Below are 15,930 nucleotides of genomic sequence, written 5' to 3' on the forward strand. Positions count from 1 at the left end.
CAATAATGAAAGATCTCACCCTGCGCTATTACGATACCGAAATGCGCTACCTGCGTGATGCCGCAAAGGAATTTGCGGCTACGCATCCTGATCGCGCTGCGATGCTTAACCTTGACCGGGCTGGCGCGCCGGACCCGTTTGTTGAACGTCTGCTGGAGGGCTTTGCCTTTTCCGTTGGTCGGCTGCGTCAGAAAATTGATGACGACCTGCCGGAACTGACTGAAGGGCTGGTCAGCATGCTGTGGCCGCACTACTTGCGCACCATTCCGTCGCTGTCGGTGGTGGCGCTGACGCCAGACCTGCCAAAAATGAAAATGGCGGAGGTGGCGCCAGCCGGACTGGAGGTCTATTCGCGTCCGGTTGGCCCGAAAAACACCGTGTGCCGCTACCGCACCACGCAGGCGCTGACGCTGAATCCGCTGGAAGTCGCTGGCGTGACAATGGCAACCGAGCCGGACGGGCGGTCGCTGCTGCGTATCCGCATCGACAGCAGCGGTCAGGCCGACTGGAATCAGACCGACCTGAGCCGCCTGCGCTTCTGGCTGGGTGAAGACGTACCGGTCAGTAACGCGCTGCACCAGATGCTGACGCGTCGCCATGCGGCGTTGTATATCCGCCTTGCGGGTCAGGAAGAGCGTGCGCAGCTCGACGGCTGGTTCAGCCCCGGCGGATTTGGCGACGATGACCGGCTGTGGCCTAAGGGCGACAGCGCATTCAGTGGCTATCAGCTTCTGCTGGAATATTTCACCTTCCCGGAGAAATTCCGCTTTGTTCATCTCAACGGGCTGGAGAACATCACGCTGCCACTGGGCCTTGCGTATTTCGATATTGAGGTGGTGTTCAGCGCGCAGTGGCAGAACGATCTGCCGGTGACGGATGAATCACTGCGGCTGCACTGCGTGCCGGTGATCAACCTGTTCACGCTGGAGGCGGATCCGCTGACGGTGAGCGGACTGGAGAGCGAATACCTGCTTCGTCCGAAGCGACTGCAGGACGGCCATACCGAAATCTACGCGGTGGATGCGGTTAACGGTTCGGGTATTGGCGGCAGCGCAGATTACGTGCCGTTCTCCAGTTTCCGCCACAAGGGCGGCATGATGCGTCGCCTGGCACCTGAGCGCTACTTCCATACCCGCGTGCGCAAAGGCGTGAGCGGGCTACACGATACCTGGCTCATTCTCGGCGGCCAGCAATGGGAAGCGGGGCAGGAGCTGGCCAAAGATACGCTGTCGCTGCGCATCACCGGCACTAACGGTCAGCTACCGCGCCGGGCGCTGCAAAGTACGCTGCTGGATCGCTGCGAACAGGTATTACAGACGCCGGTAACGGTGCGCAACCTGTGTCGTCCAACGCTGCCCGCTTATCCACCGGCAGAAGATCGCTTTCACTGGCGCGTGCTGAGCCATCTCGGCTCTGGCTTCATCAATATGATGAGCAGTGCAGAAGTGCTACGCGGCACGCTGGCGCTCTACAACTGGCAGGATGACGAGCTGTGTAACCGCAAGCTCGACGCCATTCTTGACGTGCAGCATCACCGTCTGCAGCGCTTTGAAAACGGTTATCTGCTGCGTGGTCTCGAAGTGGAAATCACGTTGGACAGCAATGGCTTCACCGGTAACGGTGACATCAACCTGTTCGGCGAGATGCTCAACCGCTTCCTGTCACTTTACGCCGACATGAATCAGTTCATTCAGCTCTCCCTCATCATCCGGCCAGAAGGAAAATGCATCCGGTGGAAAGAGAATCACAGCCAGCGCCTGCCCGGCTAATTGCGCAGCTGGGTGACCGGCTGCCGTATATGAACTTTTACCGCTTCTGCCAGCTGCTTGAGCAAAGCGATCCCGACGCGCCAGTGCCTGGCAGCGGCTGGCAGGTGCGCCATGAGCCGGTGCGCTTCCGTCCGCATCCGGGCATGGGCTTTCCGGCTGGCGAAATTCGCGGCTATGAAAATCCTGTCCGTCCCGGTTTGCCGCCGACCGTGCGCGTCAACTTTATGGGGCTGTACGGCACCGAATCGCCGCTGCCTACGCGCTATATCGATGACATCGCTCAGCGCCGCGATGGCCACGAGGCGATGCAGGATTTTCTCGATATCTTCAACCACCGTCTGACCGCACAGTTCTACCGCATCTGGCGCAAGTATTCCTATCCGGCAACCTTCGCAGAAGGCGGTCGCGATAATACCTCGCAGTATTTGCTGGGACTGGCCGGACTCGGCATTAAAGGCTGTGCAGAAAACGTCGCCACGCCGGTATCGCGTTTCCTGGCGCTTCTGCCAGTGATGTTGCTGCCGGGGCGCACCGGTGAGGGTGTGAGTTCGCTGGTCACCCTGCTGGCGCCGGATACGCGAGCTGAGATAAAGCACTGGGAGCCGCGCCGCATTGAGCAGCGAAACGTCCTGGCGATGAGTGTACGTCAGCCGGTGAGCATGAAGAATCGCCCGGTGATGGGCACGCACGCCACCGACGTCAACGGCCAGGTGCTGATTCGGCTGTTTACCGACAATCGCGACGAAGTCAGCGGCTGGCTGCCGGGGGGACAACTGCACGGTGATTTTATGGCGATGCTGCACGTTTATCTCGGAGCGAAGCTCGATGCGCGACTGGAGCTATGCGTGGAGCGCAGCCTGCTACCCGATGCGCAGCTAAGCTGCCGTGAAGCTGATGCGGTGCTGCTGGGACGCACTGCCGTGCTGCCCCAGTTGAGCGCATCACATTCTAAAAGAGATGACGTTATTACTATTCAGCTCGGCCGCTATGAGCGCGTCCGGGTCAACACATCAAGGATTGAGACCGATGAAGAAGGCGATTACCGCTGGTAAAACCCTGCTCCCTATAATATTCGCGCTGGCCGTCAGCGGATGCGGACTGACGCAGAAAGTGTCGGACGGCACTGTTTCGATGACCAGAGCCATTTTCTACAAACAGATTAAAACGCTGCACCTCGACTTTGTCGCGCGCGAAGGTGTTAACCGCAATGCTCAGGGCGCAGCGTTGACCACCGTGGTGCGCGTCTGGCAGTTGAAGGATCGTAAAGCGTTCGACAGCTCGGACTATCCATCGCTGCTGGCCGCCGACAGCCAGGCGCTGAAGACCGATTTAGTGGCGGAGAAATCGGTGAGCGTGCGTCCCGGCGAGTCAGTGAGTATTGATGTGCCGATGGAAGAGAATGCAAAGTTTGTCGCAGTAGCGGGCATGTTTTTGTCACCGGACCAGCAGAATGAGAAATGGCGGCTGGTGCTAACGCGTGACGACCTCGATCCCGACAAGGCGCGCATTATTGAACTGGGCGACGGTACGTTGACGTTGCTGGCCGTGAAGAAGGAGTAATCATGACACCTTCACTTTACGACATTCTGTACGGCAATTTTGAAGGTGATCTGGAGCTGGAACGTGTTGGCGAAGAGAACCAGGTGATTTTGTCGGTGCTGGATAACATGCAGCGCATTCTCAACAGCCGCGCCGGTTCGCTGGCGCACCTGCCGGATTACGGCCTGCCCGATATGACGCGCATCCTGCAGGGCATGCCCGGCACCGCGCATCAGCTGCTGTATACGCTCTCTGAGGTGCTGCTGAAATACGAGCCGCGCCTGAAGCGCATTGACGTGGTGTTACTGGAACAGAGCATACCCGGCGAACTGCGTTATGCGATTGATGCTGAGCTAAATGAGATCGGATTAGTGCGCTTCGGCACCGAATTTATGCCGGAAGGGCGCGTGATGATCCGTCACATGAAACAGCAGCAATATCTGGATGCCAGGGCATCTGTTTAATTTTTTCGCCTGATTAGGGCTTTTCGGAACACAGCAATGACTTCATCTCAACCTCGCTTCGTCAAAACCGGTGGCGATCCGCGCGCGTTCGCTGAATATGCCGCGCTGCGCCAGGAAATGCAGAAACTCACGCATCCGGCGCGTCCGGATGTCGATTGGCCGCACGTCTCCACGCTCTGTTTAACGCTGTTCGAAAAAAACGGTGTCGAGCTGCAAAGCGCGGTCTGGTACACGCTATCGCGCGCGAACACAGCAGGATCGGCAGGTATGACGGAAGGCCTGGCGGTGCTAGTAGCATTGATTACCCGCGATTGGCCGACGTTATGGCCGCAACCGGCACATTCACGTATCGAACTGCTGGCGGGACTGAGTCGTCGGTTGCAGCAATTCCTGCGTACTCAAACGATAACCGAAGCAGACTTAACGGCGCTGAGCCAGGCGGCGCGCTTGCTCAGCGAGGTTGGCGATCATCTGCAACGTCTTGAACTGCGTCAGCTTAGTCAGATTGATCCGCTGCTGGACCGCATTCGCAGTGCGGTGGTGATGCTGGAACACTGCGATGTTTCAAAATCTGATGCTGTGACTAAGCTGCCTGAAGTCGTTCCGATTGAGAAGCCCGCACTGACGTTAGCAAGTGCAGAAGTCAGTGGCTGGGTGTACGTTCCATCTCCGGGTGCGCCGGCACCCGATTTGCGGCGGCTGCGCCGTCGGGCATTTATCAGTGGCGTGGGCGCGACGCTGCTGAGCGTGTTACTCATCGCCGCTACAGGCTATTTGGTTGTGCAAAAAACTGAGCAGGAATCTCCGTTGCAGCAGGCATTACTGGCTTCAATATCACCACTTCCTGCGCCTCTCACACCGGAAATGATGGCTGAGCTGCAAGCGAATCCCGCCGAATGGCTAAACGAAGCGGCATGGCTGGAGCAAACGCAGCAGCAATTGAACCGGCTACAAAACGTATCGCCGGACTGGAATCTGCAGCTCGGTAATGCGCTGGTAATGCAGGCCAGCCTGTTGTGGCCTGATTCGGATGCGGTTAAAACGATGAGCGCACGGTGGAACAAGCAGCTTAACGCGGCAGCAATGCCAGCAGATAAAATGCAGGGATGGCAACAGGGCATGGAGCAGCTCAACGCGTTGTCGCAGCGCCTGAATGGACTTGACGAGAAGCGCGGCAAATATCTGACGGTGAGCGAACTGAAAACAGCGGTCTACAATATGACGCAGGCGTTCAACGTAACGGTGCCACTGGAAGAGGAACTGCGCGTGTTGCAGCAATCGGACGATGACGCTACACAGAATCAGTTAACACAAGCGGAAATGCACCTGAAGCAGCTTATCGCCAGTTACCAAACGATAGCTACATCGTCAAAAGAGCAGGACTAGCAAAATCCGCAGCCAACCGGTATTCGCAGCTATCAAACTCTGCGGGGGTTTGAATCCCCCTTGCAGAAAACAGGCAAAAAAAAAGCCTGAACTTTCGTTCAGGCTCTTCTTTAGAATGTGGCGGTGAGAGGGGGATTCGAACCCCCGATACGTTGCCGTATACACACTTTCCAGGCGTGCTCCTTCAGCCACTCGGACACCTCACCGCATTTTTTTGTCAACCGCGCTGGGTCAACGGGGCGCTACTATAGGGAGATCGCTGAAAAGGGTCAAGCGCTATTTTCTCCTTTTGTTCTATTCGCTTAAGCTCTGAGCGTATTGCCGTTAGCCTGCTCATCATGGCGATTCTGTCATCAAATCATTCCCTCTCTGTCACAAAAATGTCACCGCACTGTCGCAGACTTGTCCGCGGAAACATTTGGTTATATCTATGGAAAAGGATACTTAGAAATGAAACAGATACCTCTCTTTACGGTTACGCTGCTGGCTTCTCTGATCGCGACATCAGCAGTGGCAGACGATGCACACTATTCCCGCGCTGCTACCGGCGATGTCACCGAGCACGGCGGCGCGCGTCGTCTCACCGGCGACCAGACCGAAGCGCTGAAAGCGTCATTAAGTAATAGCACCGCAAAAAACGTGATTCTGCTGATTGGTGATGGCATGGGAGATTCGGAAATCACAGCCGCGCGTAATCAGGCGCGGGGCGCAGGCGGTTTCTTCCCCGGCCTTGATGCATTGCCGCTTACCGGTCAATACACGCACTATTCACTGGATAAGAAAACCCACAAGCCGAATTACGTGACGGATTCCGCCGCATCGGCCACCGCGTGGGCCACCGGCACCAAATCCTATAACGGCGCGATTGGCGTCGACGTGAACGGCAAAGATCAGGTAACGATTCTTGAGCTGGCGAAAGCCGCCGGTAAAGCCACCGGTAACGTTTCCACTGCTGAGCTGCAGGATGCCACACCAGCAGCGTTGATCGCCCACGTCACTTCGCGCAAATGCTACGGCCCGGAGAAAACCAGCGAATTGTGCCCGACTAACGCGCTGGAGCAGGGCGGTAAAGGATCGATTACCGAGCAGATGCTGAAAACCCGTGCGGACGTCACGCTGGGCGGCGGCGCGAAATCCTTTAGTGAAACCGCCAAAGCCGGTGAGTATCAGGGTAAAACCCTGCGCGAACAGGCACAGGCGCTGGGTTATCAGTGGATTGATAATCTTGATGGCATGAACGCGATTCAGCAGGCCGATCAGAGCAAGCCGGTGCTCGGTCTGTTCGCCGACGGCAATATGCCGGTGCGCTGGCAGGGACCGAAAGCCAGCTATCACGGCAACATTGATAAGCCGGTGGTGACCTGTGAAGTGAATAAAGAGCGTCCGGCTTCGGTACCGACGCTGGCGCAGATGACCAAAAAAGCCATCGATCTGTTGAGCACCAATGAGAAAGGCTTCTTCCTGCAGGTGGAAGGCGCGTCGATTGATAAGCAGGATCATGCGGCTAATCCATGCGGTCAGATTGGTGAAACCGTCGATCTGGATGAAGCGGTGCAGCAGGCGCTGGCCTTTGCGCGCGAACATGGCGACACGCTGGTGGTTGTGACCGCCGATCACGCGCATAGCAGTCAGATCGTGGAAAACGGCACCAAAGCGCCGGGTTTGACGCAGGCGGTGAATACCAAAGATGGCGCGGTGATGACCATCAGCTACGGCAATTCAGAAGAGGATTCGCAGGAACACACCGGCACGCAGGTGCGCATTGCGGCGTACGGCCCGCATGCGGCCAACGTGGTGGGCTTGACCGATCAGACCGATCTGTTCTTTACCCTGAAGGATGCGATGGGGTTGAAGTAACGGAGTGATTGGTGAAAAGGTCGCCATGAATGGCGACCCTACAAAATCAAATGCGATTACAATCCGCGTTTTGCCATCAACCGCGCTAAATCCACCAGACGATTGGAGAAGCCCCATTCGTTATCGTACCAGGCAAGAATCTTTACCAAATTGCCGCCAATCACCAGCGTAGAGAGCCCATCAATAATCGATGAACGGGCATCGCCCTGATAATCGCTTGATACCAGCGGCTCGTCGCTGTATCCAAGAATCCCCTGCAGCGGACCTTCTGCCGCCGCGGCTTTAAACGCGTCATTCACCTCTTCTGCGGTCACGTCGCGTTTCAGCGTCACGGTCAAATCCACAATCGACACCACCGGCACCGGCACGCGCAGGGAATAGCCGGTCAATCGACCCTCCAGCTCCGGAATCACCCGACCGAGCGCCTTCGCCGCCCCGCTTGAGTAAGGCACAATCGACAACGCCGCCGCCCGTGCACCGCGCAGATCTTTCTCCGGCTGATCGTGCAGCACCTGGCTGTTGGTATAAGCATGCGTGGTGTTCATTAAACCGTGCTCGATACCAAACGCCTGGTGCAGCACCGCCGCCGCTGGCGCTAAGCCGTTGGTGGTGCAGCTGCCGTTACTCACCACAAAGTGCTGCTGCGGATCGTAACGTTGATCGTTCACGCCCAGCACAATTGTCAGGTCATCGTTTTTGCCCGGCGCGGAGATAATCACGCGCTTAGCACCGCCGCTGGTGATGTGCACTGCGGCTTTGTCGCGTTCGGTGAAGAAGCCGGTGGCTTCAATTACGATATCCACGCCGACATCGCGCCAGCGAATATTCGCCGGATCGCGCTCGCTGAACACTCGCACCGCTTTGCCATCAATGCGCAATTCGCCCTCACCGGCCTCCACTTCCGCCGGTAGCCTGCCGAGCAGGGAGTCGTGTTTCAACAGATGCGCGAGGGTTTTACTGTCGGTGAGGTCGTTAATGGCGACGATTTCAATATCATCGCTGCCCAGAGCTGCACGAAAAACGTTACGTCCGATACGGCCAAAGCCGTTAATGCCGATCTTAGTCATGATTGACTCCTTTTCCGAAGATGCTGGAGTCACTCTAAGCCGATGATGTGATGGCGTAAACGCCAAAAAAGGATCACTTTACGCCAATTTCTGGCAGTGGAAGCGCTGGCGATATTCGCCCGGCGTGAGATGCAGTTGACGCTCAAAGCTGCGGCGTAAATTGATGCTGCTGCCAAAACCGGTCTGTTGCGCGATGCGATCCAGCGTGTCGTTGCTTTGCTCCAGCAGTTCACGCGCGGCGGCGAGGCGCGCTTCGGCCACATAGCGCGCGGGCGGTGCGCCGGTTTCACGGGTGAACACGCGGGTAAAGTTGCGCGGGCTCATGGCGACGCGCTCCGCCAGTTTCTCGACTGAGAGATCTTCGGCGAGGTTGGCGCGGACCCAGCGCTGCAGTTCAGCGATCGGGCCAATGCCGCTCGGCGTTTGCAGATGAAAGCGGCTGAACTGCATCTGTCCGCCCGGACGGCGCAGATACATCACCATATCCTGCGCAATATCACGCGCCACGCTAAAGCCGAAATCCTCTTCCACCAGCGCTAATGTCAGGTCAAAGCCCGAGCTGACGCCGCCGGAGGTCCAGATCGGTCCGTCCTGAATAAACAGCGGACCGCCTTCCACCTGAATCGCTGGATAGCGCGATTGCAAGGTATCGAGCAAGCGCCAGTGCGTGGTGGCGCGGCGACCTGCCAGCAAGCCGGATTCCGCCAGCAGCATCGCGCCGCCACATACCGACACCACGCGACGCGCCTGCGGAGCCGCCAGCTTGATGAAATCGACCACCATATTGCCTTCTTCCACGCTGTCGCCGCGCCCGGTGATCATGATGGTGTCCCACGCAGTGCGCGGATCGAGATCGGCCAGTTTGAGGTCGGCTAATAGATTGAGGCCGGATTGGCCATGGATCACCTGATGCGATTGGGTGGTGGCGAGGCTGACGCGATAGCGTTGCTGATCGACGCCAACCGGCAGATGGTGATTGGCGCGCATCAGGATATCGGCGATACCCGCCGCTTCAAACAGCATGCCGCCGTCGGGTACAATAATCAGAAAGGTTTTCATGGCGTGAAATAGACATTTTGACGGAATAAGCCAGAGTGTCTCATGGCGGCAATATCAGGCACAATCCATAGCGGCGCAATTTAATGCGCAATAAATTGCGCCGCTAAGGGATGGTGCAATGATCCATATCGATTACACAGATGATTTATCCGCTACGCCGATGCGCCACTGCTCGGGTGGCAACGTGCCGTTCACCGCGAAATCACCGACGATGCGATCCTTGTAGATGCGTGGATTGTGCGAGGAAAGCGTGCGCACATTGCGCCAGAAGCGGTCCAGCCCCAGCGGTTTCAGCGTGGCTGACGCGCCCAGCGCATCAAACAGCGTCGAGCTGGCATTGAGCAGCAGATCGCTCACCACATTCAGCGACTGCGACACTTCCAACTCGGCGATCGCCACCGCAGGGTTCTCCACCTCCTGATCGCCACTAAAGTGGGCGTCATACGCTCGCTGCACCGCGCTGGCGGCGTGCAGCACAATCGCGCCGCTGCTGTAGGCTGCGCCGCGCAGGCGTCCAACCACTTGCAAAATCTGCGCATCCTGCGCGGCACGCGGCGCATTGCCGTTGCTGTAAGTGCGGGTGCGCGACGCCACCTGCTGTGCCACTTCGCCGCTCTGCGCGCGGCCAATGCCAGCCAGCGTCGCCAGATGAATCAGCTGATAAAACGCCGGTGAATACCTGAAATGAATCTCTTCATTGATGTCATCGGCGGCGATCGCCACGTTGGCAAAAATCGCCGTGCCGCTGGCGGTCAGGGTTTGGCCGAAGCCGTTCCAGTCGTCGAGTACCGTCACGCCCTCTGCGGTGCGGGAAACCGTCACCGATACGCCTTTGCCGTTTTCATCGGTGATGCCGATATCAATCCAGTCAGAATAGAGCGAGCCGGTGGTGTAAAACTTGCGGCCATTAAGCCGCCAGGATTCGCCGCTGCGCGCAATGCGCGTGGAGAATTCAGACTGACGCGCATCGCCGGTTTCGCTCCACGCCGGCCCAACGATTTCGCCGCGTCCGAGGCGCGTTAGCCACTTATCACGAAACGGGCTGCTGCCGCTGTTCAGTACGTTCTCCACAAAGCCGAGATGACCGCGAATCGATTGCACCAGATTAGAATCCGCCTCGCCAAGCTCAATCAGCAGCGCGAACAGCTCAGGCAGCGTCGCGCCCAGGCCGCCATGGCTTTCCGGTACGCGCAGTGCGGTGAAGCCGCTCTGTTTCAGCCACGCAATTTGCTCCAGCGGCAGTTGACGCTGCAGCTCTCGCTCAATCGCGCCCGCGCGTATGTTCTGGAACATACGGCGGAAACGCTCCGCCAGCTGTTCATAACGGGATGACGGGCCAGCTCCCCAACCTGATTCGATGTGCGACATGACGCTTCTCTCCAGCATAGAAATTTTCATTACTATGTCATCGCCATCGGGCGCGATTTAATGCTTTTTCTGCGTAAGCTATTTCGCCAAATAACTAAACTCAGCTTATTTCACTATATGGAACAGATGATTCATTTCTGCATATTGACTGCCACTATTGTTATTTGCCGCGCTTTATATCTGTGTTCTATTCAAACGCGACTCCGAAAATTACCCATTAATTTCCAGAAAATATAATTTCAAGCGGAATAGATCCACGCGAAATCTGTTATTAGCGTTTGACCGGGAAATAGTGAGAAATGAAATATCAGGTTCTTCAGCGCTTATTCATACCGATATGGGCGACGATAAGTGGTGCGTTGCCCTTTAGCGTCAGCGCGCAGACCGTGCCGCCCCATTATAGCGACGGCACGCTGGTCTATCTGCATGAGCAGGAGCCGCCATGCTTGTGGGGCGGCTGGGTGCAGCAAGCTTATTTATCGCGTCAGGTTTTTGATTATCTGGTGAGTTATGACAACGGACAGATTCGTCCGTGGCTGGCTGCCAGCTGGAGTGAATCCGCCGATCGTAAAACCATTACTTTTCATCTACGCCACGACGTTAAATTTACCGATAACGATCTGTTTAATGCCGATGCGGTTATTGCGAATTATCCGGCGTGGCAAAAAGGCATAGGCTGGCACGGTTTTACTTATATGACCGGATTTACCAAGGTCGATGATTATACCGTGGCGCTACATTTATCTGAGCCGAATCCTGAAATCTATAACGTGCTGGCAAATGGTCATTACGGATTTCAATCACCCGATTCACTGGCGCATCACAGCAGCGAGCAGAAGTGCTTACGACCGGTCGGCACCGGACCGTGGAAAGTGGCGCGCTGGGTGCGCGGCGATGGCATCAGTTTTGTGCGCAATGACGACTATCGCTGGGCACCGCCAAACGCGCACCACAACGGCCCGGCATATATCAAGCATCTGGAGTGGAAGTTCGTGCCGGATGCCACCACGCGCTGGGGCGCGCTGGTGAGCGGCGGCGCGGATGTGATTTATCAGCCGCCGTCCGCGCAGTGGCAGGCGCTGCAGCATCATTATCAAACGCTCTCCTACGTCGCCACCGGACGGCCGCAGGCGTTCTCCTTTAATTTGCAGCGCGGTCCGTTTACCGATCAGCGGGTGCGCCAGGCGTTTGCTTACGCGCTGGACCGCAAGCAGATCGTCAAAACCGTGTTCAAAGGCGCGGTGCCGTATGAGGGCAACGGCTCGCTGAGTAAAAGCACGCCGCTCTATCTCAATGTCGACGATCGCTATTCACTCAATATCGCCAAAGCCAATCAACTGCTGGACGCCGCCGGCTGGACCGGGCGCGATGCCGCCGGCTATCGCACCAAAGACGGCAAAACGCTGGATGCGCGCTTGCCGTTTATTCAGGCGATTATCGACCAGGAGGGCGCGCTGATGCTGCAGGCGGTGCAGGATCAGGTCAAACGCGTTGGCATCAAGCTGGATCTGATCCCGCTGACGCAAACCGAAGGCTTTGCCGGCGCACGTTCGCGTCCGGCAGATAAAGAAATCAGCTTTGGTTACTGGGTTTGGCCGTCGCCCAACATCCTCGACATCGTCTACAACCATGCGCTTAACGGCGCGTTCAACGGCAATAACACCAGCTTTTTCAATAATCCCGAAGTGGAAGCGCAAATCCTTGATGCGCAGCGTGAGCCGAATGCGCAACGGCGCCAGCAAAAGTTCGACCTGCTGCAAAAGTGGTTTGACGATCAGGCGATTGCCATCGGCGGCTACAACTTCACCTACAACGTTGCCATTGCCAACAACATTCGCGGGCTTTGGCAGGATCAGGGCAACGGATTGCTGAACTTTAACGATGCTTACTTCGTGCAGGAGCAGCCATGAGTGAATTAACGTCATCGTCGCCGCAAAACAGCACCGCCGATGTGGCCAGCGTTGCCGCGCCACGCAGCCGTACGGCGTCGCTGCTGCGGCGGATTTCACTGCGCATCGCCTCCGCGCTGTTCGTGCTGTGGGGCACCATCACCGTGACGTTTTTGGTGCTGTCGGTGCTGCCGGGCGATCGCGCCACCATCCTGCTGAATATCACTTCCGGGCAGGTGATTGAACGCACGCCGGCGGAGCTGGCACCGATCAATGCGCAATACGGTTTCGATAAGCCGATTGTCGAGCAGTATCTGCACTATTTCTGGCGGCTGCTGCACGCCGATTTTGGTTTCTCCTTCGAGTTGCAGCGGCCGGTGGTGCACATCATCGCCGAGCAGCTGCTGCCGACCTTTACCCTGGCGATTGCCGCGCTGCTGCTGGCGTGGATCATCGCCATTCCATGGACGCTGCTCACCGCCGGACGCCATCGTCGGCTGGCGGCATTCGGTTCGGCAGTGGAAACCATCATGGCCGGATTGCCGCAGTACTGGATTGGCATTCTGCTGCTGATTGTTTTCGCCATCGGTCTGCGCTGGTTCCCGGTGGTCGGCGGCACCAGACTGCTCGGCACCGTGCTGCCCGCCATCACGCTGGCGATTCCGCTGGCGGGCTTTATTGGTCACGCCATTCGCGGCGAATTTGAACGCAGCATGCAGCAGCCGTTTGTGCTGTCGGCGCGGGCGCGCGGCATGAGTCTGGCGGGCGTGCGGCTGCGCCATGTATTACGCCACGCCCTGATTCCGGCCATCACGCTCAGCGGCTGGGCAATTGGCAATTTGCTCTCTGGCGCGGTGCTTGTGGAAGCGGTGTTTGCCCGGCCGGGCCTCGGCAACGTGCTGGTCAATGCGGTGAGCAACAAGGATTTTGCGCTGGTCTCCGGCATCGTGATTCTCATCAGTTTCCTCTACATCGTCATTAACCTGGTGGTTGACCTGATTTACCTGATCGTCGATCCCCGCCTGCGAGGTCGCCCATGACAACTCATCTCACGGATTACGCCGGACCGCGCATTACGCGCTTCAGCTGGCAATTGCCGCTCTCAGTGCTGCTTTCCGCCATTGTCGCGCTGTTCTTTATTGTCGCGGCCATCGCGCCTGGCGTGCTGGCGACGCACGATCCCTTCAGCACCAATCTCTATCGCGCGCTGCAAGCGCCTTCGTGGGACAACTGGCTCGGCACCGATGACATCGGCCGCGATCTCTACAGCCGCATTATATGGGGCACGCGTCAGTCGCTGCTGATTGGCATCGGCGCGATGGTGATTGCGCTGTTGGGTGCGGTGGTGCTCGGCTTTAGCGCCGCGCTGGGACCGCGCTGGCTGGCGGAGCCGGTTAATCGTCTGCTGGAAATCCTGCTGGCGTTTCCCACCTTGCTGCTGGCGCTGCTGTTTGTCGCGCTTTTGGGTCCCTCCGCCAGCAGTTTGCTGATCTCGGTCGGCATTGGCACCGCGCCCGGCTATGCGCGATTGGTGCGTGCCCAGGCATTGCAGGTCAAACAATCCGGTTATGTCGAAGCGGCGCGTGCGCTCGGACATCCGTGGCCACGGCTGTTTACCCAACACATCGCGCCAAACGTGTTCCGGCCGCTGTTCTCGCTGGTGGCGTTAGGCATCGGGCAATCGGTGGTGTGGGCATCCGGTCTGTCGTTTCTTGGATTAGGCGTGGTGCCGCCGTCGCCGGAGTGGGGCGCGCTGCTCGAAGCCGGAAAAATTAACGTCACCGTCGCCTGGTGGCTGGAAGTGCTGCCGGGCATTGCCATTGTGCTGGTGGCGCTGTCGTTTACGCAGATTGGCCGCTACATCCAGCAGCGAGCGGAAGGAGAGACGCGCTAATGAGCAACAATGTGATTGATGTGCGCGGCCTGAATATCTGGGCCAGCAGCGAAAGCGGGCAACCGCGCCATATTGTGAAGAACGTCAGCTTCGCGCTGCAACGCGGGCAATGTCTGGCGCTGGTGGGTGAATCGGGGTCGGGGAAAAGCGTCACCGCCCGTTCGCTGGTGGGATTAGCTGGAGACGGATTACACGTGCAGGCTGACACGCTGAGCCTGCACGGTGAGACGCTGCAGCAGCGTAGCGACAGTTGGTGGCGCAAGGTGCGCGGCAGCAAAGTGGGTTTCATTTTGCAGGACGCGCTGGTGTCGCTGGATCCGCTGCGTCCGGTGGGCAAAGAGATCGCCGAAGCGCTTGCGCTGCATGGTTGGGGCAACGCCGCCAGCCGCCAGCAGAAAGTGCAGGCCTTGCTGGAAGAGGTCGGCGTGCCGCAGGCGGCTTATCGCGCCAGCCAGCGGCCGGGAGAGCTGTCGGGCGGCTTGCGCCAGCGCGCATTGATCGCTTCGGCGATTGCGCTGCATCCGGATGTACTGATCGCCGATGAGCCCACCACCGCGCTGGATGTCACAGTGCAGGCGCAGGTGCTGGAAGTGCTGCGCCAGATGCTGGATCGCGGCACCAGCGTGATTTTGATTAGCCACGACCTGGCGGTGGTGGCGAAAATCGCCGATCAGATTCTGGTGATGCAGGGCGGATCGATTGTGGAGGCGGGCACGGCGCAGCAGGTGCTGCAACAGCCGCAGCATGCGTATACCCAAGGTTTGATAAACGCGATTCCCAGCGAACACACCAAAGGGCAACGCCTTTCCGGCAGCGCGTCCAGCGTGCCAATCCCAACTGTGATGCCCTCGGATGAAGTGCTGCTGGAAGCGCGGCATATCGTGAAGCGTTTTCGCGGGCACCGCGCCGTCGATGACGTTTCCTTTACCCTGAAGCGGGGCGAGACGCTGGGAATTGTCGGCGAGTCGGGTTCGGGTAAAACCACCTTGTCGCGCATCGCGCTGGCGCTGGAATCACCGGACAGCGGCGAGGTGCTGTTTGCTGGCCGGCCGTGGAGCCATGCGTCCGCCGCCGATCAGCGCGCCATTCGCCGCCAAATCGCCGTGGTGTATCAGGATCCGCTCTCCTCGTTCGATCCGCGCTGGCACGTGGCCGACATCCTGCTGGATGCGATTGCGCTTGATCGGCAGGCGCCGACGCAAACGCCACGCGAGCGGGCGATTAGCCTGCTGCAATCGGTTGGGCTCGGTGCGGAGCATCTCAGCCAATGGCCGGCGCGTATGTCGGGCGGCCAGCGTCAGCGTGTGGCGATTGCCCGCGCGATTGCGACCCATCCCAAAGTGATTGTGCTCGACGAAGCGGTCTCGGCGCTGGACGTCACCATTCAGGCGCAGATTCTCGATCTGCTCAGCGATCTGCAGGCGCAGCTCGGCGTCAGCTACCTGTTTATCTCGCACGATCTCGGCGTGATCCATCACATGAGCGATCGCGTGCTGGTGATGCAGAACGGCCAGGCGGTCGAGCAGGGCGCCGCCGATGAGGTGTTCTACCGCCCGCGCCATCCTTACACCCAGACGTTACTTGCCTCGCTGCCACGCCTGGCCGCGCTGGAAACCGCTTAACTTTGCTACTGGAGCG

General features: G+C 58.4%; 13 protein-coding genes and 1 tRNA gene. 10 read left to right on the plus strand and 4 right to left on the minus strand.

The genetic code is table 11. The annotated features are described in order from the left end of the window. Window positions 1-5 precede the first annotated feature (5 nt). Genes tssF through K5Y30_RS00695 form a run of 5 tightly spaced genes read left to right on the plus strand, consistent with a single transcriptional unit; the run spans window position 6 to window position 5,158 of the window. Window positions 6-1,769, plus strand: coding sequence for a type VI secretion system baseplate subunit TssF (gene tssF, locus K5Y30_RS00675; RefSeq protein ID WP_222210272.1), 1,764 nt, complete (start codon window positions 6-8; stop codon window positions 1,767-1,769). Then, window positions 1,724-2,821, plus strand: coding sequence for a type VI secretion system baseplate subunit TssG (gene tssG, locus K5Y30_RS00680; protein WP_222210273.1), 1,098 nt, complete (start codon window positions 1,724-1,726; stop codon window positions 2,819-2,821). The genes tssF and tssG overlap by 46 nt, the downstream gene beginning before the upstream one ends. Continuing rightward, window positions 2,796-3,329 (plus strand): type VI secretion system lipoprotein TssJ, encoded by a 534-nt coding sequence (gene tssJ, locus K5Y30_RS00685; RefSeq protein WP_192411648.1) that lies wholly within the window; start codon window positions 2,796-2,798, stop codon window positions 3,327-3,329. Before tssG ends, tssJ begins: the two co-directional genes overlap by 26 nt. A gap of 2 nt (window positions 3,330-3,331) precedes the next feature. After that, window positions 3,332-3,772 carry a type VI secretion system baseplate subunit TssE gene (tssE, locus tag K5Y30_RS00690; RefSeq protein ID WP_222210274.1) on the plus strand — a complete coding sequence of 147 codons (441 nt, stop codon included), beginning with the start codon at window positions 3,332-3,334 and terminating at the stop codon, window positions 3,770-3,772. Between the two features lie 36 nt (window positions 3,773-3,808). After that, a complete protein-coding gene (locus K5Y30_RS00695) occupies window positions 3,809-5,158 on the plus strand; it encodes a VasL domain-containing protein (protein WP_222210275.1) in 1,350 nt (449 codons plus the stop codon). 118 nt (window positions 5,159-5,276) lie between these two features. On the opposite strand, the gene K5Y30_RS00700 is transcribed toward K5Y30_RS00695, so the two are convergent. After that, window positions 5,277-5,364: transfer RNA gene (locus K5Y30_RS00700), tRNA-Ser, on the minus strand. Between the two features lie 244 nt (window positions 5,365-5,608). Between K5Y30_RS00700 and phoA the strand changes: the two genes are divergently transcribed. Next, entirely contained in the window at window positions 5,609-7,015 is a 1,407-nt protein-coding gene (gene phoA, locus K5Y30_RS00705; RefSeq protein ID WP_222182684.1) for an alkaline phosphatase, read from the plus strand. Between the two features lie 56 nt (window positions 7,016-7,071). On the opposite strand, the gene gap is transcribed toward phoA, so the two are convergent. From gap to K5Y30_RS00720, 3 genes are all read right to left on the minus strand, one after another. Further along, complete coding sequence (gap, locus tag K5Y30_RS00710; RefSeq protein ID WP_101764088.1) at window positions 7,072-8,082, minus strand: type I glyceraldehyde-3-phosphate dehydrogenase; 1,011 nt, start codon at window positions 8,080-8,082, stop codon at window positions 7,072-7,074. 78 nt (window positions 8,083-8,160) lie between these two features. Next, window positions 8,161-9,141 carry a GlxA family transcriptional regulator gene (locus K5Y30_RS00715; RefSeq protein WP_222182682.1) on the minus strand — a complete coding sequence of 327 codons (981 nt, stop codon included), beginning with the start codon at window positions 9,139-9,141 and terminating at the stop codon, window positions 8,161-8,163. A 132-nt stretch (window positions 9,142-9,273) separates the two neighbouring features. Next, on the minus strand, window positions 9,274-10,509 hold the full coding sequence (locus K5Y30_RS00720; RefSeq protein WP_222210276.1) for an acyl-CoA dehydrogenase family protein: 1,236 nt from the start codon (window positions 10,507-10,509) through the stop codon (window positions 9,274-9,276). Between the two features lie 299 nt (window positions 10,510-10,808). On the opposite strand from K5Y30_RS00720, the gene K5Y30_RS00725 reads away from it, so the two are divergent. Genes K5Y30_RS00725 through K5Y30_RS00740 form a run of 4 tightly spaced genes read left to right on the plus strand, consistent with a single transcriptional unit; the run spans window position 10,809 to window position 15,914 of the window. Beyond that, a complete protein-coding gene (locus tag K5Y30_RS00725) occupies window positions 10,809-12,419 on the plus strand; it encodes an ABC transporter substrate-binding protein (RefSeq protein WP_222210277.1) in 1,611 nt (536 codons plus the stop codon). Further along, entirely contained in the window at window positions 12,416-13,438 is a 1,023-nt protein-coding gene (locus K5Y30_RS00730; RefSeq protein ID WP_222210278.1) for an ABC transporter permease, read from the plus strand. Before K5Y30_RS00725 ends, K5Y30_RS00730 begins: the two co-directional genes overlap by 4 nt. Further along, the gene (locus tag K5Y30_RS00735; RefSeq protein WP_192234184.1) at window positions 13,435-14,292 is read left to right on the plus strand and encodes an ABC transporter permease; all 858 of its coding nucleotides are present in this window, start codon (window positions 13,435-13,437) and stop codon (window positions 14,290-14,292) included. Before K5Y30_RS00730 ends, K5Y30_RS00735 begins: the two co-directional genes overlap by 4 nt. After that, complete coding sequence (locus tag K5Y30_RS00740; RefSeq protein ID WP_222210279.1) at window positions 14,292-15,914, plus strand: ABC transporter ATP-binding protein; 1,623 nt, start codon at window positions 14,292-14,294, stop codon at window positions 15,912-15,914. Before K5Y30_RS00735 ends, K5Y30_RS00740 begins: the two co-directional genes overlap by 1 nt. The last annotated feature ends 16 nt before the right edge of the window (window positions 15,915-15,930 follow it).

Source organism: Pantoea sp. DY-5, from assembly GCF_019795955.1.
In the GTDB taxonomy this organism is placed as follows: Bacteria; Pseudomonadota; Gammaproteobacteria; order Enterobacterales; family Enterobacteriaceae; genus Pantoea; species Pantoea leporis.